Genomic DNA, 19,965 nt, shown 5'->3' with positions numbered 1-19,965 from the left:
TAAACTCCGTTCTAGCACGCTCAAAATACTTTAAATAATTAGCATAAAACACGACGCCGCCAACATCAGTGTCCTCTATATAAACGCGTATTGGCAGACTGAATGCTTCGCTAGAACATGTCATATCACGCTCCGCCGCTGAGTTCGGCGGGTGCTTTCAAACCAAAATGCTGCCATGCTTTTTGTGTTGCCAGACGACCGCGCTGCGTTCTTGCCAAATACCCTTGCTGAATCAGGTAAGGCTCCAAGACATCCTCAACCGTGCCTCGCTCCTCACTAATTGCTGCCGCCATGCTTTCTACGCCAACCGGGCCGCCAGCAAATGTTTCGAGTACCGCGAGTAGTAAGCGCCGATCCATTTGATCCAAGCCTTTTGCGTCAACGTTGAGCATACTTAGGGCTTTATCAGCATTGTTCTTATCCAAGACACCATTACCTTTAACCTCGGCGTAGTCTCTTACTCGCCTTAGCAATCGATTGGCTATCCGGGGCGTCCCTCTGGAACGACAGGCTATCTCATCGGCTCCACCCTGTTCAATCTCTAATCCGAGTAACTGGGCTGAACGACTAACAATGGAGCTCAAATCCTGGTTATTGTAGAACTCAAGACGCTGAACGATCCCAAATCGGTCTCTTAACGGAGAGGTGAGCAAACCTGCTCGCGTGGTTGCACCAACAAGCGTAAAGGGAGGTAAGTCGAGCTTGATAGACCTTGCAGCCGGACCTTCACCTATCATGATATCGAGCTGATAATCTTCCATTGCCGGATATAAGACTTCTTCAACTGAAGCATTCATTCGGTGAATTTCATCAATGAAAAGAACGTCTCCTGCTTCCAAGTTTGTCAGCAATGCAGCAAGATCACCGGCTTTTTCAAGAACAGGGCCAGAAGTAGACTTAATATTGCTCCCTAGCTCATTTGCAATAATATTCGCTAGCGTTGTTTTACCTAGTCCAGGCGGACCGAAAATAAGCACATGATCCAGCGCTTCTTGCCTTTTACTGGCTGCTTGAATAAAGATATCCATTTGCTCTTTAACAGCGGGCTGCCCAACATAGTCACTTAAAGACTTAGGCCGAATCGCTCTATCTTGAACATCTTCACTCACACCACCAAGCTCGGCAGCTTGAGCGGCAATAATACGATCTGCTTCAATCATGTACATTCCAAACAGGAAACATCAATCTGGGCGTGGCCGTAATGACACACCAAGAACTTACTATGAAAGACAGTTTACAGATCAATCCAAGGGACTAAAGTTAAAAATATGTTAGACCTCGCCGACCTATAAGCCTGGTGCTACAACATTCCTTTTAGTGCAGCTTTAAGAAGAGACTCTAGGGTTTGCCCCTCATGACGCACTGATTTAATAGATTTCGCAGCATCTTGAGGCTTATAACCCAAGGAAATCAGCGCCGCTTCGGCTTCACCTTCGATATCGCTAACACGCGCTAGAGGCATATCAAGCTCAGAAATTGACACATCACCACCCTCAGGAACAAGGCCTTTAACCTTATCTCTCAGCTCTATCAACAACCTTTCGGCCGTTTTCTTGCCAATACCTGGTAGCTTCACCAACGTAGAAACATCATCATCAGCTACGCAGCGAGCTAAAGATGCACTATCTAAACCAGATAGAATAGTTATCCCCAACTTTGGACCAACACCGTTAACCTTTATGAGAACCCTGAACATGTCTCGGTCTTTCTTATTCAAGAAGCCATATAACAATTGAGCATCTTCGCGAACAACAAAATGAGTATATAGGCTCACGCTAGCGCCCGCCTCAGGCAAAGAAAAAGACGTAGAAATTGGTACCTCGACTTCATAACATATGCCCGACACATTTAATAAAACACTCTGGGCACCCTTCTCTTCGACTATTCCTAGCAATTTACCAATCATCTAAATTATCTACCTTATTTACTATTGATTTCCCATTTTGTCGCCTTAAGCAAATCAGTCAATAACTACCGCATACGACCACCGCGACTTTGACTAACACCAGAAACTTGCAGCAACAGCTTCTCACTATTCGCATGGCAAATTGCTATTGCCAAAGCATCTGCTGCGTCTGCTTGAGGTGAGCTTTCAAGCTTTAACAGGTGCATAACCATTAACTGGACTTGAGACTTATCTGCCCCCCCCTTACCAACAACCGCTTGCTTGACCTTTCTAGCCGAATACTCGTTAACTTCGAGCCCTGAATTCGCGGCTGCAACAATGGCTACGCCACGTGCCTGACCAAGCTTAAGCGCTGAAGAAGGGTTCTTGGCCATAAAAACCTCTTCGATTGCAAATTGATCCGGTTGATACTGCTGAATGAGCTGTCCAACGGCTTGAAATATAACTAACAGACGGTCGGAAAATGCTCCATCCCCGGTACGAATACAACCACTTGCAACATAAGATAAACGCCCCCTATCCTTCGAAATAAGCCCGTAGCCGGTTACTCGTGAGCCGGGATCTATACCTAGTATCAGGGACATACTTCTAAACCTTTTGATTGTTAATCAGTATCAAGGCGGTAAAACCGCCTACCATTATGCCAGGTAATATTCTGGTACGAATCGGAAGAAAAAATGCCTTTAATCAAACTCAAATCTTCATTTCTAAATGGCCTCAAAGCGCGCGTTGAGGGAAGATCTGTTCCAAACATCAAAGCATTAGGATTAATCAGCACCATCTCTTGAAGGCGCTTAATAGGGTCAAAATCGACTCGACCAAAGCCGCAAACTTTTACATAAACGCCATGCCTTAATAAATCATCTACAACAGGAAACGATGACTTCTCCATACCCATGTGATCAATACATACCTTAGGCAAATTCTTGATCAAATCTTGAAGATGATATAAACCTTCAGATGAAATATATAACTCAATATGCCAACCACACAAGTCATAAACTCGTTGTGCGAAATAGCATAGATAGCCAACCCGCTCACTTCCACCCCGAAAGAGGTTAAAGCGAACCCCCCTTACTCCGGCAGCATCGAGTTTTAATAGTTCACCATCAGAAATATCATGTGGAACCTGCGTAACCCCGACAAAATTATTAGATCTTGAGTTTAGTAAGGCAAGCGCCGAAAGTAGATAGCTCTGATCAAAAGCCTGAAAAGAGCCTGAAACAACGACACCACTCTTGATATTAAGCAGTGAGACACGTTCAAGATATTGTTCTACATCAAAGTCATCTGGTAAGAAGCCGTGATTAGAAACTAAGGGAAATCGACTATCAATTATATGAAAATGAGCATCAAAAACTGACAACTAAGCACTCCCAATGTAAAGGACGGCTCTTATGATACAGAACATCACCAATGGATCGAAGTTGCCTTAGAAAAATAGATAAACCAAACCAAGCTTTAGCTCATCAAGCACTTATCAAGTTCAGCTAATAAAAAGAAAAGAAATCAGTGCGGTGGGTTTAGCAGAGCTAAACTCTCACCGCACAAATTAGATATAAAGCTTAAATTTTAAGCTTTATTCTCAGTTTCTTTAGACTTAACACGAATGTGAAGTTCACGAAGCTGCTTATTATCAACTTCGCCAGGAGCCTGAGTTAACACACAGGTTGCACTTTGTGTTTTAGGGAAGGCAATCACTTCACGAATAGACTTAGCGCCAGTCATTAACATCACTAGACGATCCAAACCAAAGGCCAAACCACCATGAGGAGGACAACCATATTTTAGGGCGTCTAATAGGAAACCAAACTTATTTTGGGCTTCTTCGTCATCGATACCAAGAATCTCGAAAACAGTTTTTTGCATGGTGCCGTCATGAATACGAATTGAGCCACCGCCTAATTCACAACCATTCAAGACCATATCATAAGCTCTTGACAAAGCGGTTGCCGGATCTTGCTTCAACTCTTCAGGTGAGCACGATGGAGCAGTAAATGGATGGTGAATAGCTGTTAAACCACCGTCATCTAACTCCTCAAACATTGGGAAGTCCACTACCCACATTGGCGCCCACTCACAAGTATAAAGATCAAGGTCCTCACCGATCTTGCATCGAAGTGCACCAAGCGCTTCGTTGACAATTTTCTCTTTGTCAGCACCAAAGAAGACGATATCGCCATTTTTAGCACCCACCTTTTCCATAATGGATAGGGCAACATCTTCACCCAAGAACTTAACAATTGGTGATTGTAGGCCTTCAGCGCCTTTTTCAAGTTCGTTAACCTTGATCCAGGCCAAGCCTTTCGCGCCGTAAATACCAACGAACTCAGTGTATGCATCAATTTGCTTACGAGATAATGATGCACCGCCATCGACCTTAAGCGCAGCAACACGGCCTTTAGGGTCTTTTGCAGGCCCAGCAAATACTTTAAATTCTACAGTTGCCATTAAGTCAGCAACATCCACAATCTCTAAGGGAATACGTAGATCCGGTTTGTCACTACCATAACGGCTCATTGCCTCGGCGTAACTCATTTGCGGGAAGTTACCAAGCTCGACATCAAGCAAATCTTTGAACATTGAGCCAACTAAAGACTCCATCATGCCCATCAATTGATCTTCTTCAATATAAGAACACTCGACATCTACCTGCGTAAACTCAGGCTGACGATCAGCACGAAGGTCTTCGTCACGGAAGCACTTAGCAATCTGGTAGTAACGATCAACACCCGACACCATTAGTAGCTGCTTAAATAACTGCGGCGACTGCGGCAATGCAAAAAAGTTACCTTGATGAGTACGGCTAGGAACCAAATAGTCTCGCGCACCTTCTGGTGTAGCTCGTGTAAGAATAGGCGTTTCAACATCCATAAAGTCCAACTTATCCAAAAAGTTACGGATATAGTTAGTTACCTTAGAGCGGAACACAAGCTTGTTAAGCATCTCTGGACGACGCAGATCCATAAAACGGTACTTTAGGCGAGTGTCTTCGCCTACATCCACGTAACCATCTAGCGGGAATGGTGGTGTCTCAGCTTCATTCAATATCGTTAATTCTTTACCCAGTATTTCAATCTTACCAGTGGGCATATTTTCATTAACGGTGCCTTCTGGGCGAGCACGAACAAGGCCTTTTATCTGCAGTACCCATTCACTTCTTGCTCTATCAGCTAACGCAAAAGCCTGCTCGGTATCTGGATCTATAACAACTTGAGCCATACCTTCACGATCGCGCATATCTAGAAATATAACACCCCCATGGTCACGACGACGGTGAACCCAACCGCAGAGAGTCACTTCTTGACCGATATTATCTTCATTAACCGAACCGCAATAATGGCTTCGCATAAACTATTCTCACTTAATTCTAAATACTGATTAATTGTTAATTATCTTTGTTAAATCGCTACTTTATCAGGCTGCTGAAGAGCTTTCACTGCCTTTAGATTTAGAGCTATTCTCATTCTTTGAGTTGCACAGGTTTTTCTTATTTCCTGTTTTAAAATCTGTCTCATACCAACCTGACCCTGATAACCTAAAACCAGCAGCGGATATACGCTTTGAAAAAGTACTTTCGCTACACTCAGGACAATCAGTTAATGGCTTATCACTCATTTTCTGTAAGACATCTTTTTCAAAACCACAAGATTTACACACATATTCATAAATCGGCATTATTCATTACCACCTATATAAATCTTTCTTTACATACTTATTTAAAACATGACATCTAAATCACATAACAGCCATGACTAAGCAAAATCGGCGCACAGTATATACAATCTAAATATTAAAATCAGCGCTATAAAACCCAAAAAACCCCGACAGACTACGCGCTCAGGGTTCATTTTGAATAACAAATCGTTAAAGGCTAACACCTAACAATTACATAATTTGTTGTAAGATCCATATCCGCACAATAAAAAGCACACACAAAACGATATTCACCTAAGCAAGCCAATCCTATAACAAACAAAGCCGCCCTTCTGGGCGGCCTTATAAAGCTAGAGATAGAATAAGAAGCGAGCTTTTCCTCACTCCTTGCTATTCATTTAATTAGACTGAAAATAGATGGGCTTCAGAACCGTCTCCTTTGGTGCGCCGAGCTTAACTTCACCATCTACCACCTTATAAGGGTAAGACCACGATCTAGCCCAGCCCGCTATATGCTCTGCCACTACACGAATGTAGTCCATGGATGAGCCATCAGCATTCTTTCTTGTTTCAATATACATTAAGCCGACACCCCACTTTGCACGAGTTTTAGCAATACGCTTTAAATATTCAATGATTGAGGCTAGTTGAAAATCCTTTTTAACAAGATTTTGGTGCTCAATAGCTAACACGTTAAATTCACCCTGCGGGGAAAGTACCATCCCAAAAGGTAAAAACTCACCACGTTCAAGCAAGTTCTTTTCCATGCGCATCCAACCCTGCACCATCATATATTTAAGCTGCGCGATCGCTTGCTCCTCAGTAACCTTACCCCGCCTCACTTGGTTAAGGTCTACAGCGCTGTCCGCAATTGGCGCCTCGACAAGATCTTCTGCTTTTATTTTTCTTTTGCCTTCTTCAGCTGATACTAAGGTGCTCGACACTGAGAACAGTAAACCAAGCAGTATCAAACCAAATTTCAACATCTTCATATAGAGACTCCAATCATTATTATAACGGTGAGGTAAAACTATTGTGGATATAAATTATCTGGGCGAGAGAAGAATGTCTACAGTGAATCAGTAGAATTTGTGACTTTTGTTAGGCATTTTTTATAATGTGAACGAGGCAGTGAACGGAATTTCATAACAAACACTTTTAGCCACAAAAGCCTACCCCATATTTCCCTGCCAACAGAATTTACAGACAACAGAAACTAAAAAAACCACCTCACATTGTGAGGCGGTTTCTCGTTTTGCTTCTAACTTAACTAAACACTTTCGTATCCAGCTTCAGCTAAGATCAAGATCTTAGTGAGCAGAGATAGTCCAGTTAGTAGTGTTAGTCACATCAGTCAAGTAGATTTCACCGATAGAAGTACCAGTGTCACCGAAAGACAATGAACCGATATCTAGGTCAAACTTAGAAGTAGTGTTGATTGCGATACCGTCAACATAACCTTCTCTTGTGTTGCCACCCTGGATATCTTGAGCTGGGTTCAAAGCAACAGAACCTAGATCAAGAACTGCGTCTTTAACAGCGTAGATGTCACGCATTGAGTGAGCGAAACCGAATGCATTCAATCCGTCTAGACCAGAAGTGTCACCACGATGGTTGTGGATTTTCAGATCGTTGATCTGAACACCAGCGATATCGATGTAAACATCTAAATCAGTGATGTTGAAGTAGCTATCCATGTGGATTTTTGAGTTCGCATCACCGTAACCAGTAGAACCAGTCACAGCATCAGAAGCTTCAGCAGCAGAGATACGACCATTACCATCAGTGTCAGTAGCGCCGAAACCATTACCATTGTTTTCGATATGGATATCTTTGTGACCCAAGTAACCCGCAATGCTTAAGTTGCTGATCAAAGTAGTAGTTTGTGCAGTAGAAAGATCTGCGCCTGGCTGGTAAGTAGAGTCAGCAATACCGATTGCACCGATTTCGTATTTGAAATCAACCGCTGTTACAGCTGCGTCGATAACTTCTTGAGTTGAGAAATCAGCAAGTGCAGTAGCACCGCCAGCAATAAGGTCATCAGCACTGATAAGAGCAGCCAATGGATCAGTAGCGATTTCGTGAATTAACAAGTCACCGTCTTCGATACCAACACGACCCTTAACGAATGTTCCGCCAAGTGCACCAGCAACTGCTTGAACAACAGATACACCAGGAGCAGCTTGTACATTGTTAGCTTCTAGCTGTGTCAAAGATGCACCATCAGCGTTAGCTTCGATACCGCCAGCCAAACCAGCTAGACGACCGTCATCTACAGCACCGTATGCTAGAGCCAATGCAGCTAGACCTTCAGCACCGTAAAAATCAGACAAACCACGATCTAAAATGTTTTCGCCAGTAGCAGCAGAACCAGCAATATCGATGTTCATACGGATATTGTCAATCATGTCAGTGTCGTTTGCTAGGTTATCGTCACCAGTGTTTGCGTTGCCGCCGATGCTGATGTCGTTGATGAATAGGCTACCAGCATCTTTATACATGAACTGACCGATAGAAACTTTAGTTTCTAGATCGATAGTCAAACCAGCTTGACCAGTTAGCTCGCCCATTGCTGAGTCGTCTAGAGCTTTAAGTTCAGCTTGTGCGCCAGCAGAAGCAGCAGCGATTGCAGAAACTAGTGCGATTTTTTTCAGGCCTTTCATATTATTCTCCTAATATTTAGGTTACGTTAAAACTGTCTTAGACTTATGTGTCTTAACGCGATCATTTGATTTATATGATTTCATTTTTTTCTAACAAGCTGTGTTGCTCGCCAGTGAGATCATAATATGTATTTTGATTTCTATTTACCGTGATTGCTTTCACAAAAAGTTACGGAGAGTAACCTTTAGGCAGAAATGTAAGGGTTTTTAACAGAATTTGACATTTGAAGGCTGTTTTCGGGCGTATTTTAGAATTTAAGAAAGAAAAAAATGTCGACATAAAGAAAAACAATACAAAATATTGAGTTAAATAGAGCCCCTAAACGAAAAAACCGCCTTTATAGGCGGCTTTAATAAAACAAGGCTTTTATTTTTTAGTAAAGTAAACCGGCTTTACTTCCAATTCTTGAGGGGTACCCAATTTAAACTCTCCATCCTCCATCTTAAAAGGGTATGCCCAATGGCGAGCCCAACCAGCAATATGTTCTGTCATCACGATAATTCTCTGGACATATGTACCGTCATCTCGCTTGATGGCCCTAATATACATAATACCAACTGCCCACATTGAACGCGTTTGAGCAATAGCTGCCATGCTTTCAGCGAGTTTTACTAGAACAACCTGTGAAGGTAGTTTTGCTTCAATATCTGGAATGACTGCTTTAAACTCGGCATCAGGAGACAGCGTCAAGCCAAATGGAGGGAAAGAACCGTTTTTAACAACTTCCTTTTTAATTCTATCAAAGCCTTTGACCATCATATATTTGAGTTGGTTTACAGATTGCGCTTCTGTTAGCTTGGCACGCTTTAAAGAGTTAAAATCTTCAGCCTGCAAGGGGGTAACCCAAGGCAAAACGCATAGCGCTAGAAATAAAAAGCGACGAAATGAACGCTTCATAAAAACTCCATTTGTTAAGTATTATTTTGCGGCGATAATTTATCAGGCGTCGAACAAATGTCCATATACATTCTCATAGATTTTAATTTTGCGATAACTGAATGAAGAATTTTGAAACAGCTTACCAAACAAATCAAACAAAACACCCGGCAAAGTGGCTACAAAAGGAAATTATTCTAAATGATGAGCAATGCCATGCCTTGTTAGCCTCCCTCCCCCATTCAATCTTTTTAGATAGCGGCGTTGATGAGTCAAAAGGTCGCTTCAATATTATTAGCGGTTCGCCTTTATTTACCCATACAATAAATAAAGCAGAGTTATCTCACACTCCAAACCTAGTTAAGCCAAGCAATATTCATGAGTCACTTAACTACGAGCAACAAGAAATCCCATCAATATTTTCAGATTTACCTTTTACAGCAGGGTTAATTGGATACTCAAGTTATGAGTATGGGGCTCTTAGTATTATTGAAGCACCTCAATTAATGGAAGAAAGTAAACTCCCCCTTCTATATATAGGTGAATATACCTGGTCTTATATTCATGACAAAAAACAAAAGCGCGGTTATCTAACGTATTCACCACGCTGCCCTCTCGATTTGCGAGACAAGATTGAAAATATTATTTCCGATACCCACGAAAAGAACGCCACATATAAACATAAGCAGCAAACTAACAAGCCTAACTGGCAGAAGACCATTTCATATCAGCGTTATTCAGAAGCTTTTGAGCAAATACAAAGCTACATAATTGCCGGAGACTGTTATCAAGTAAATCTAACTCAGCGTTTTGAAGCAGATTTTGATGACCCATCACTCCCTCTGTATTTCCACCTCAGAGAAAAAGTCGATACGCCTTATTCAGCGTTCATCTCTTTTAGTGACGATCAACAGTTATTAAGCTTCTCGCCTGAACAATTTATTGGAATCAAGAATAAAGAAATAAACACAAAACCAATAAAGGGCACCGCTCAGAATACAAATAAAGCTGAAGCCCCGCAAAAATTGCAAGAAAGCACAAAAAACCAAGCCGAAAACTTAATGATTGTTGATTTACTTCGTAACGACCTAAGCAAAGTTTGTGAATTAGGCAGCGTTAAGGTGGAAAAACTATTCGAACTTGAAACTTTCAAGAATGTGCATCACCTAATTAGCCATATAAAAGGAAGGCTTAGGAAAGATATCAACGAATTAGATGCCTTTTTCGCATGTTTTCCTGGCGGATCTATTACGGGAGCTCCTAAAATCAGGTCAATGGAAATTATTAATGAGTTAGAAGGCTCCGGCAGAGACGCCTATTGCGGTTCAATTTTTTATCTAAATGGAAATGGAAATTTTGACAGTAATATACTTATTCGAACCATTGTGCATTCGGGAAATAAATTACATTGCTGGGGCGGCGGCGGAATCGTTCACGACTCAAACTGTAAAGAAGAGTATCTAGAAAGTTTAACTAAGGTCAGTAATTTAACGGGAATTTCGGAATAAGCATATAGAGCCTTCCTTATATAGAGCTAATCGTCCTGTTTTACTGACTCATCTTCGGTGCCGACTAGCTCTAATTGTGCATTTAATTCTTTGGAAATTAGCTCAATATCTCGAATTTCGGCCAAGGTTGGCAGGTCATCAAGGCTGCTTAGGTTGAAATAGGAAAGAAAATGCTTGGTCGTTGCATAAATTGCTGGTCGACCGGGAACCTCGCGATGACCCACAACTCGCACCCAATTTCTTTCTAGCAGGGTCTTCATTATGGTAGAGCTGACTGCAACCCCCCGAACTTCTTCAATATCGCCACGCGTAATCGGTTGGCGATAGGCAATCAAGGCCAATGTTTCCAAAAGTGCTCTGGAATACTTTTGAGGTCGTTCTTCCCATAAACGCTGTACCCACTCGCTCATTGAAGGCCGGGACTGAAAGCGATAAGCGCCAGAAAACTCAACCAACTCAACACCACGACCTTTGTAGTCTTCCTCAATTTCTTGCAATACGGAGCGAAACACTGCCCTGGTAGGCGTAAGGTCAGGTTCCAATAAAGCTTGAATCGCATCGATAGACAAAGGTTTACCTGCTGAAAACAGAAGCGCTTCGACAATAGGTTTTAATACTTCAACGGTGGGCTCAAGTGAATTATAGGTGTATTGATTCCCTACATTAGTAAGATCTTCGCTATTTGAACTAAGTAACTCTTTAATGTCTACCATTTCAAAGCTCTTTATTGTGCTCCGCGCGCCCGAACATGAATAGGCCCCAAGGTTTCTGATTGAACAAAATCGAGCAACTGCTCTTTAACTAATTCCATAATTGCCAAAAATGTTACCACAACACCATCTCGCCCTTCCTCTGGACTAAAGAGCGCAGCGAAAGGGACGAACTGTTCGGGCGTTACCTTAGATAAGATAATTGTCATCCTCTCTCTAGTTGAGAGCTTCTCTTTTTCAATATGGTGGCTTACAAACATATCAGAGCGTTGCAGAACAGAATTAAGTGCCTGAATTAACTCATTTAGCGAGACATCAGGATGTATCTTTCCGTCAGAACTGGTTTCTGCTTTGATATGAACAGGAACTATTTCTCTATCAACGCGTGGTAACTCATCCAAATCTTCAGCTGCTTTCTTGAAGCGTTCATATTGCTGAAGGCGACGAATCAATTCAGCACGTGGGTCTTCTTCTTCGTCATCTTCATGCGAAATTTTAGGCAATAACATTCGAGATTTGATCTCGGCCAACATCGCAGCCATGAGTAGGTACTCAGCAGCCAGCTCGAACTTCATCTTTTTCGCAACTTGAATATATTCGATGTACTGACGCGTTATCTCACTCACATCAACTGCCAGAATATCCATATTTTGGCGTCGTATCAAATACAGGAGCAGATCTAGCGGGCCTTCAAAGGCTTCGAGAATAACCGATAAAGCATCGGGGGGAATATAGAGGTCTTGAGGGACATCCCTTACAACTTTACCTTCGACAATTGCCAAAGGTAATTCTTGTTGCACAGCTGACATACTCAAGCCCCCTATCTTCTAGCACTTTACGCGCCGAAAGATAAACCCATTACACGTCGAACTTCCTGAAGCGTTCCCTTTGCTGCGTCACGCGCGCGCTCGGCACCTTCAGATAAAATACTACGCACTAATTCTGGGTTCTCTTCATACTGGCGAGCACGTTCACGAATTGGGCGCTGCTCTTCAAGCACTTTTTCAATTATTGGGTTCTTACATTCCAAACAACCAATGCCTGCACTGGTGCAACCTTCACGAACCCAGCATTTAGTACTTTCGTCGGAATAAACATCATGCAACTTCCACACAGGGCACTTATCTGGATCACCCGGATCAGATAAGCGTACACGTTGTGGGTCTGTCTGCATGGTTCGTATTTTTTGAGTAACCGAATCCGGATCCTCACGTAAGCCAATAGTATTGCCGTAAGATTTGGACATTTTCTGACCATCTAAACCTGGCATCTTCGATGCTTCAGTCAATAATGGCTGAGGCTCAGGTAGAATCACTTTACCGCCTCCCTCAATAAAACCAAACAAGCGTTCACGATCGCCTAGTGATATATTTTGCTGGTCTTTGATCAAAGCTCTTGCAGTTTCCAAAGCCTCATCGTCGCCCTGTTCTTGGAATCGCTTCTGTAAATTACGATAAAGCTTGGCGTTTTTCTTACCCATTTTCTTTATCGCTGCTTCAGCCTGCTCTTCAAAACCCGGATCTTTACCATATAAATGATTAAAGCGACGAGCAATTTCACGCGTCAATTCGACATGAGCTACCTGGTCAGCACCAACAGGAACAAAACCCGCACGATAAACTAAGATGTCAGCACTTTGTAATAATGGATAACCTAAGAAACCGTAAGTTGCCAAATCTTTTTCTTTCAACTTCTCTTGCTGGTCTTTGTAAGTTGGTACACGTTCCAGCCAACCTAAAGGCGTCATCATTGACAACAATAGGTGCAACTCTGCATGTTCAGGCACCATAGACTGAACAAACATTGTCGCTGAACCTGGGTTAATACCCGCAGCAAGCCAATCGATCACCATATCCCACACGCTCTGTTCGATCATGAAAGGGTCTTCATAATGCGTTGTGAGTGCATGCCAGTCTGCAACGAAGAGGAAACATTCATAATCGTGTTGCAACTCTACCCAGTTCTTGAGTACACCATGATAATGCCCAAGATGTAGCTTGCCCGTAGGGCGCATACCGGATAAAACTCTTTGCTGTGATTCAACCGAACTCAAAGCTGGCTCCTATTTATAATCTGCTATGGATAATGGATTACGTGATGAAAGTCTGGCTCGTAAAAAATACCAATGACTACTTACATACCACCTTCCGTAAAAAACGGAAGTATACTTACTTTTCTTGATAATTTCAGGGTCAGTGTATTTTTCTGGTGATCGAAGCAAAAAAACCTTAAGTTCTAGGCTGGCGCATCGTTACAAATTCTTCTGCAGCAGTAGGATGAATACCAATAGTTTGGTCAAAACTCTGTTTCGTAGCGCCAGCTTTTAATGCAACGGCAATACCTTGAATAATCTCTCCGGCCTCTGCACCAACCATGTGAACACCTAAGACAGCATCTGTTTTCTTGTCTACAACCATCTTCATTAAGGTACGTTCATCACGCCCAGACAAAGTATGCTTCATCATTTTAAAATTAGACACATAGACATCAATGTCATCAAACTCTTCCCGCGCTTGCTCCTCACTCAAGCCAACCGTAGCAATATTTGGCTGACAAAAAACAGCCGTCGGTATCAAGGAATAGTCGACTAATGAAGGTTTAGTTGAGGAAAAGAAATAATTAGCTAAGAACATACCTTCGGCAAGCGCAACCGGCGTAAGCTGCATACCACCTATTACATCACCAATCGCATAGATCGAGGGTTCACTTGTTTGAAAATAATCATTAACCTTAATCTGACCTTTGTCATCAAGCGCTACCTTAGTATTCTCTATGCCTAAGTCGTAGGAGTATGGCTTTCGACCTGTTGCATAAAGCACCAAACCAGTAGATTCGGTAGCGCCACTTTTTAGCTGAAGATTTAAAGAACCGTTATCCAGCTTTGAAATACTGTCGATATTCTCATTAAACCTTAAGCGAATACCTTTTTTGCTAATCTCATCACGCACGAACTCCCGCACTTCTTGATCAAAACCGCGCAAGAACAGCTCACCACGATAAACCAAGGTCGTGTCGACACCAAGCCCTTGAAGAATTCCGGCCATTTCTACAGCTATATAGCCACCACCCACAACCGTTGCAGTATCGGGCAAGTTATCAAGATAGAAAAGCTCGTTGGAAGAGATTGCATACTCGGCACCTGGAATATTAGGTATGAACGGCCAACTTCCAGTCGCGACAACGATTCGCTCAGCCGAGTATTGCTGCCCTGCCACTTCGACAGTATGGGCATCAACTATGCGAGCTCGACCATTAATAATTTTAGCGCCCGAGTTAGTTAACAAGGAATCATAAATACCGTTTAAACGCTCAATCTCAGTATTCTTATTTTTGACCAGGGTTTGCCAGTTAAAACTCAGATCACCATTTAAATGCCAACCATAGCCTTTGCCGTCTTCAAGCTCTTCATGAACATGGGATGCATAAACAAATAGTTTCTTTGGTACGCAGCCTACATTTACACACGTACCGCCAAGATAGCGATCTTCTGCAACAGCAACTGTAGCGCCCATCGAGGCCGACATTCTAGCCAAACGAACACCGCCGGAGCCAGCACCAATTACAAACAAATCAAAATCATAAGATGACATAAAGAACTCTTCAAAAACGGATATTGTCGGTATGCCTAAGCTCGAAAACTACACTAGAGCATTTAATAGCTTAAGACAGGTAAAATATAAATACAGAATTAGTGACTGCACTCTTTGAATAATACATTTTCAACGAGCTCACCCAGTTTAACGGTTCCAAGGGTTTTATAACCAATACTCTTATAAAACTTCAAGTACCGCGTATTACCAGTATCAAGCGCTATACCGCCGGAGCGCGGGTTTTCTTTACAGATATCTTCTATCGCCAACATCAACTGCTTACCGTAACCCGAATTTCTGTATTTTGAATCCACCCCCAACAGAGGTAATTCATGGTGTTCACCTTTAGGTAGACACTCGTGGATCTGTTTATGGTAATTAATATAACGCCATGTACAGTCCATTCCTGCTGTAAGCATCATACGCAAACGCCAGTTCCACTGACGACTTAGTGTCAAACGGATATCCGGACTGCCAACTAGCGCAACTGCAATCAAATGATTATCCAATGCCAGGCCGATCACATCTTGCTGATTGGAAAAATGTAAGTTAATTAACTCTCGTATAGTTGCCCTGATACGTTGATCATAACCAGGGCGCGAAGCGTCAAATAGGTATTTAAAGGTAGGCTCATGTTTATAAGCTCTATATAGAATTGCTTTAGCTTCGGTAAAAGCGCCAGGTTCAAGTCGAACAACTCTTGCTTTGGTTTCTTCTGTTATTCTTGTCATAGGTGCCCCTAGTTCTTAGACTAATATATCGCGCTACAGACTTATGAAGACAATGTCATTCTGGCGCTGATCTTCCCTGGTGCATCATCTTTATCAATGGAAATCTGCTCGACTCGCACACCTAATGAGCTTTTCAAGCGACTTAACCAAGAAATTACCTTATCGAAAGAGGCGTCATCCACCCAAACTTTTAGCTTATTGTCGCCGCTTGGCTCGAAGCGCTTAAGTGCCACTTTCTGTTGCTTTGCAAGATTAGTAACCGATGAAACCAGCTGCTGGCTATTCAATGCTTTTTTGGAAGCACTGCCTTGATTGTTTTGACCAAGACTTCTCAGTGCGGCTTTATTCTGGTTTACCAAGGCTAGCAATTGCTGATTTTGCTCAAGCTTTGCCTCGGCTTGTTTTTTGTATTCATAAGCTGGCTTCATTAAGCCAAAGATCAGAATAACCAAGCTCAGAGCTACAAGCAGCACTTTAAGAGCCAAACGGTCACGTGCCGATAGCATCTCATACTGTTTGCGCATATTCAGTAGCGCAGAGTTCTGTTTTAAAGCTTCTAACATCTCAATATCTCTCTTAACTACCTAAACTAAGCACCGCCGACACTAATACGGCCGCGAAAATATTCTTTTTCTTGAACAGCGGAACTGATCTTCGCCGTTAGGCCAGCACTAACGATGGCATTTTTTAAACTCTCTAACTGATCAAAGCTTTGAGCCTGCATTTCTAAGACTAACTCAGCACGCTGCTGATTATAGTTAATGCTTTTAAATTGAAGCTGGCCTTTAAATTTGCTTCGATCAAACTGATACCCCGCCTCTCCTAATAAATGGAGAAAACCGACATCGACACTACTACCGCCCTGGCGCTGCTGGTTAAGCTTACCCTTGATAATACGCGGCAATTTGCCAAGTGTTGTCCGTTTCGAGTTGGGTACTATTTTTTGGTAGGCTGTTAATGCGCTTTGGCCAGCGGAATCAGCCTGCCCTTCAAAGTACATACCCTGGCCAATAAACACGCCGAATTGCAGTAAAAACCCAAGTCCAGCAAGTGCTGCAACAGCTCTCCAGCGATGCCAGGACCCGCTAGACTGACGAGCAATCACAAAATCGCCTTGGCACAAATTTGTCAGGGTTGTTTTATTACGTGTATAGCACTCACATAGGAATTCAAATTCACTTAAACCAAACTGCTCAACTGAGATAGACAGGTGTGGGTACTGCTCTATTTGAGCAAGCAACATCTTAGCCGCTTCCATATAGTCAGCTGCAACCCAAACCTTCATCGAAAGCTCGCGTGCTTCCTCATCTTCACTTGGCGCAAGAAAAACACTGTCTAAATATGGAATGAGGTTATCAGGCTTTAAGGAAATCATCTTTCCTTCGAGAGAACGAACGATTACTGAGCCGCTAGACAAACAAAGACTAAGGTCATCTTCAGCAATAGGCAGACACTGCGCATCGAGATACACGCCAGCTAAAGGAATATCGGCCATTTCGCTATTAAAAGACTGAAAATTTGACTCGAACAAAGAGTGGTCGATATTAATGACCGAGTAAGCGCCTCGTTTGCTTTTTGGCCCCAAACAAATATGTATTTGCTCAATATCTTGCGCAACCTGCTCTTCTACTGCAAAGGGTAGCGCTTGCTGCAGGTAACGAGCCTGACCTCCTGGCAGACTCACTTCGCTTACAAAGGCGGCTGAAGAAGGCCAAAGCGCAATCAGTTCAACATTCTCGATACCATTCTGCATTAAGGTCTGATCGATTATTTCCAGACTCGAACGCGCGCCATATTTAAGTTGCTCACCAGCAATATCATAGAGCGCCCATTCATATAACGCTCCTTCTACCTGATGTACTTTATGTGGCCTTACAAACAATGTATTTGGCATGAGTTTACTCTATCTGTTTTGAACGACGCTAATCGTTTTATTATAGCGCCACTTGCTCTTTGGTAATTAAATATTTTTGGCCCTGGTTACGACTAAGAACCTGTAAAGACCCGTCTTCGTTACTCCGATAGAGTACACTTCTTAACCTGACCGTGCGCTCGGAAAGTGTCACTTCGGTCGCTAACTCGTAAAAGTCAGATCGAACCCCGATGTAATTAAAGTTTATTTTTCCATCCGCAACTAAAGTCTCAGCCTTAAACTCGTCAATATTCTTCCAGGCCTTATCCTGACGAGCTTCTACCAAGCTATCTGCCTGGGCATCAGTAAGGGTTTCACTTAAACTCTGTAAAACTTCCGCTGTTGCAGTATTTACATTAACGGGAGCCCAACCCTGAGGCAATACAGTGACATGCTCTAATAGTTTTTTGAAGTCTTCATTACTGATTGTGGGAAGTAATCGTAATTCTGATATATCGAGCATAGGCTGGCCAGCATTTCTATAAGGAGGGTCTAAGGACAAATACTCGCCATCTTCCGCCCCATCAAAACCACTTGAGTCCTGATTTTCATCAAGCCAGTCAATAATTTGCTCAAGCTTTACCGTTTCGATCGCCAAACGATTAAATAAACGAGTGAAGCGTTCCTTCATTACAGGGATAACTTCCCCTGTCACACTGACTAGGTCATTTAGATTCAGCTTCCCTTGAACATCATTAAACTGTGACGAAACAATTGCACCTTCATAGGGTCTTGTTAAAGAGGACTCAAGAAAGGCTAGGTCATCATAGAATTCTTTTTCTACATCTTTATCATTATCCCAATCATCTTTTAGCCACCACTTTGCATATAACTCGGAGCCAATCGCGTATTGATACGCTTGAGACTGGGCAAATAAATTACCGGCCTGCTGAACAAAAATACTCTGTCTGTTGTACATACCGACAGACAGTATAGAAACTAATGCGAAAACAAAGATGACAATCATCAAGGCGACCCCGCCCTGTTTTTTAACTGAGCATGGGTACTGAATACCGTATGTTCTATATAGCAGAGGCATCAGTCTTTAGCCTTCTGGCCATCAAGACCGTTATCTGAAGATGCGCCGCCACTTAATTCAAGCTCTTTGCCGGAAAAATAGCTCCCTACCTCAAACAAGCGCTTCACCTTGCCGAAGCGTTTATGTGCTATTTCGATTTCAATTGCCTTGGGTAAGCTGTTGTTTGTTTGACGCGGGTCAGGTGAAGTGGTCTCGCTGTCAAGCGATTCAACAGGCCACTTACCCACCCATGCATCGCTCTCATTCAAAAAACGAAAATCAAGAGATTCAATATCGTTTAAGAGAGTCTTTCGAATGCTTTCACTGTCCTGAGTCTGATCAAGCGCTGTCCAGTAGTGCCTTACAAGCTTTTCACTATCCAGCTCGTAGGCGACACGTTGAATCTCGGAACGCTTATCGTCTAAAGGATTACGCCAGCCTACTCGGCTAAATTGGATTTTATAAAAATCAGAGCTGCTATCCAGTGCGTTTTGATAGTCGCCATACTCGTCTCGTATCGAACGACCAATGACTTGCGAAAGGTCGCGCTTAACGATCAGCATTGCTTTTTGAATTTGATTCAGCTCTTCGAGATGAACCTGAGTACGATCACTACTTGTGATCGCTGAGTTCAATACCTGCCAGGCGCCCAAACCAATTAATGCAGTAATACCTATCGCGATAAGGACTTCTAGCAATGTGAAGCCTTGTTGAGATGCAAGGGCTTGCTTGATTTTGGTGGAATCCAGCATTAGTAGCGCCCTAACATACTGGAAAGTGTTAGTTTTTTGCTCTTATCGCCACTCTGCTCATCGATAAGATAGACATCTACGTCGAGCTTGTTGATATCGGCATTTGCTGTTTTGCTAACCTTAGAAACCACCTGCCATTCTTGATTCGCAAACTCGATCTCTTCTTTATATTCTTTAATTGCAGGCAGTGATTTTGAAAGCTGAAGCTCTGTGATCTTATTTTCCGCAATCCAAGAAGCAACTATCTTATGCCTTACGTTAAAATATTGGCTAACGGTTGATGCCGTCACCTCTTGTTGAATCATGGCTACCGAGACGAAGACCAGCATAGCCATCATTACTTCTAAAAGTGTGAAGCCCGCATGCTTGGTTATCTTAGAAAGATTACGTTGCCTGATAGACCTATGCATTAGCCTGCATCCTCATCCTGTTGCAGGAAGGGTACAACAATCTCACCTTGCTCATCAGTCTTGATTTCGATCCGGCTATCGCTGTCGCCCATGAGTTGAACACCAATAACAAACTGATCAACTTCACCACTGGATAGCAGCATAAAACTAGGTTTTTTTGAGGATTCTTCAATTTCCAGAGTGTCAGTGTTGCCGATATACTCGCCTGATACAGAGGTGCCGAGGATTTCG

General features: G+C 42.7%; 21 protein-coding genes and 1 pseudogene. 1 reads left to right on the top strand and 21 read right to left on the bottom strand.

What is annotated here, in order from left to right; genetic code table 11:
• From A3735_RS29905 to A3735_RS27135, 10 genes and pseudogenes are all read right to left on the bottom strand, one after another.
• Nucleotides 1–124 (bottom strand): annotated as a pseudogene (locus tag A3735_RS29905) (4-hydroxybenzoyl-CoA thioesterase); the annotation flags it as partial.
• Nucleotide 125: 1 nt separating this feature from the next.
• The gene (ruvB, locus tag A3735_RS27175) at nt 126–1,160 is read right to left on the bottom strand and encodes a Holliday junction branch migration DNA helicase RuvB (protein ID WP_068511029.1); all 1,035 of its coding nucleotides are present in this window, start codon (nt 1,158–1,160) and stop codon (nt 126–128) included.
• 140 nt (nt 1,161–1,300) lie between these two features.
• A complete protein-coding gene (ruvA, locus tag A3735_RS27170; protein ID WP_068511030.1) occupies nt 1,301–1,906 on the bottom strand; it encodes a Holliday junction branch migration protein RuvA in 606 nt (201 codons plus the stop codon).
• Nucleotides 1,907–1,971: 65 nt separating this feature from the next.
• The gene (ruvC, locus tag A3735_RS27165) at nt 1,972–2,490 is read right to left on the bottom strand and encodes a crossover junction endodeoxyribonuclease RuvC (protein ID WP_068511032.1); all 519 of its coding nucleotides are present in this window, start codon (nt 2,488–2,490) and stop codon (nt 1,972–1,974) included.
• Nucleotides 2,491–2,510: 20 nt separating this feature from the next.
• A complete protein-coding gene (locus A3735_RS27160; RefSeq protein WP_068511034.1) occupies nt 2,511–3,272 on the bottom strand; it encodes an amidohydrolase family protein in 762 nt (253 codons plus the stop codon).
• A 206-nt stretch (nt 3,273–3,478) separates the two neighbouring features.
• Nucleotides 3,479–5,257, bottom strand: coding sequence for an aspartate--tRNA ligase (gene aspS / locus A3735_RS27155; RefSeq protein WP_068511036.1), 1,779 nt, complete (start codon nt 5,255–5,257; stop codon nt 3,479–3,481).
• Nucleotides 5,258–5,323: 66 nt separating this feature from the next.
• The gene (locus A3735_RS27150; protein ID WP_068511038.1) at nt 5,324–5,584 is read right to left on the bottom strand and encodes an FmdB family zinc ribbon protein; all 261 of its coding nucleotides are present in this window, start codon (nt 5,582–5,584) and stop codon (nt 5,324–5,326) included.
• Nucleotides 5,585–5,961: 377 nt separating this feature from the next.
• Nucleotides 5,962–6,555, bottom strand: coding sequence for a hypothetical protein (locus tag A3735_RS27145; RefSeq protein WP_068511040.1), 594 nt, complete (start codon nt 6,553–6,555; stop codon nt 5,962–5,964).
• Between the two features lie 318 nt (nt 6,556–6,873).
• Nucleotides 6,874–8,226 (bottom strand): DUF6160 family protein, encoded by a 1,353-nt coding sequence (locus tag A3735_RS27140; RefSeq protein ID WP_068511042.1) that lies wholly within the window; start codon nt 8,224–8,226, stop codon nt 6,874–6,876.
• A gap of 367 nt (nt 8,227–8,593) precedes the next feature.
• The gene (locus tag A3735_RS27135) at nt 8,594–9,124 is read right to left on the bottom strand and encodes a hypothetical protein (RefSeq protein WP_068511044.1); all 531 of its coding nucleotides are present in this window, start codon (nt 9,122–9,124) and stop codon (nt 8,594–8,596) included.
• A 101-nt stretch (nt 9,125–9,225) separates the two neighbouring features.
• Between A3735_RS27135 and A3735_RS27130 the strand changes: the two genes are divergently transcribed.
• The gene (locus tag A3735_RS27130) at nt 9,226–10,611 is read left to right on the top strand and encodes an anthranilate synthase component I family protein (RefSeq protein ID WP_082880525.1); all 1,386 of its coding nucleotides are present in this window, start codon (nt 9,226–9,228) and stop codon (nt 10,609–10,611) included.
• 26 nt (nt 10,612–10,637) lie between these two features.
• Here the strand turns inward: A3735_RS27130 and scpB are convergent, their stop codons facing one another.
• From scpB to A3735_RS31525, 11 genes are all read right to left on the bottom strand, one after another.
• The gene (gene scpB, locus A3735_RS27125; protein WP_068511046.1) at nt 10,638–11,324 is read right to left on the bottom strand and encodes an SMC-Scp complex subunit ScpB; all 687 of its coding nucleotides are present in this window, start codon (nt 11,322–11,324) and stop codon (nt 10,638–10,640) included.
• An 11-nt stretch (nt 11,325–11,335) separates the two neighbouring features.
• The gene (locus tag A3735_RS27120; protein ID WP_068511048.1) at nt 11,336–12,130 is read right to left on the bottom strand and encodes a ScpA family protein; all 795 of its coding nucleotides are present in this window, start codon (nt 12,128–12,130) and stop codon (nt 11,336–11,338) included.
• Nucleotides 12,131–12,156: 26 nt separating this feature from the next.
• On the bottom strand, nt 12,157–13,374 hold the full coding sequence (locus A3735_RS27115) for a tryptophan--tRNA ligase (RefSeq protein ID WP_082870226.1): 1,218 nt from the start codon (nt 13,372–13,374) through the stop codon (nt 12,157–12,159).
• A 175-nt stretch (nt 13,375–13,549) separates the two neighbouring features.
• Nucleotides 13,550–14,911 carry a glutathione-disulfide reductase gene (gene gorA, locus A3735_RS27110; protein WP_068511050.1) on the bottom strand — a complete coding sequence of 454 codons (1,362 nt, stop codon included), beginning with the start codon at nt 14,909–14,911 and terminating at the stop codon, nt 13,550–13,552.
• A gap of 98 nt (nt 14,912–15,009) precedes the next feature.
• Nucleotides 15,010–15,642 carry an N-acetyltransferase gene (locus A3735_RS27105; RefSeq protein WP_068511052.1) on the bottom strand — a complete coding sequence of 211 codons (633 nt, stop codon included), beginning with the start codon at nt 15,640–15,642 and terminating at the stop codon, nt 15,010–15,012.
• Between the two features lie 41 nt (nt 15,643–15,683).
• Complete coding sequence (gene gspM, locus A3735_RS27100) at nt 15,684–16,205, bottom strand: type II secretion system protein GspM (RefSeq protein WP_068511054.1); 522 nt, start codon at nt 16,203–16,205, stop codon at nt 15,684–15,686.
• A gap of 26 nt (nt 16,206–16,231) precedes the next feature.
• The gene (gspL, locus tag A3735_RS27095) at nt 16,232–17,536 is read right to left on the bottom strand and encodes a type II secretion system protein GspL (RefSeq protein ID WP_068511057.1); all 1,305 of its coding nucleotides are present in this window, start codon (nt 17,534–17,536) and stop codon (nt 16,232–16,234) included.
• A 40-nt stretch (nt 17,537–17,576) separates the two neighbouring features.
• Entirely contained in the window at nt 17,577–18,593 is a 1,017-nt protein-coding gene (gene gspK / locus A3735_RS27090; RefSeq protein ID WP_068511059.1) for a type II secretion system minor pseudopilin GspK, read from the bottom strand.
• Nucleotides 18,593–19,324 (bottom strand): type II secretion system minor pseudopilin GspJ, encoded by a 732-nt coding sequence (gene gspJ, locus A3735_RS27085; protein WP_068511061.1) that lies wholly within the window; start codon nt 19,322–19,324, stop codon nt 18,593–18,595. Before gspJ ends, gspK begins: the two co-directional genes overlap by 1 nt.
• The gene (gspI, locus tag A3735_RS27080) at nt 19,324–19,734 is read right to left on the bottom strand and encodes a type II secretion system minor pseudopilin GspI (protein ID WP_068511063.1); all 411 of its coding nucleotides are present in this window, start codon (nt 19,732–19,734) and stop codon (nt 19,324–19,326) included. The genes gspJ and gspI overlap by 1 nt, the downstream gene beginning before the upstream one ends.
• Nucleotides 19,734–19,965 (bottom strand): hypothetical protein (locus tag A3735_RS31525; RefSeq protein WP_197486084.1); only part of this gene is annotated, 232 nt, incomplete at its 5' end. The genes gspI and A3735_RS31525, both read right to left, overlap by 1 nt.

The organism is Oleiphilus sp. HI0061, assembly GCF_001635675.1.
The sequence above is the reverse complement of the archived record's forward strand: the minus strand, read 5'-3'. Positions and strand labels throughout refer to the sequence as shown.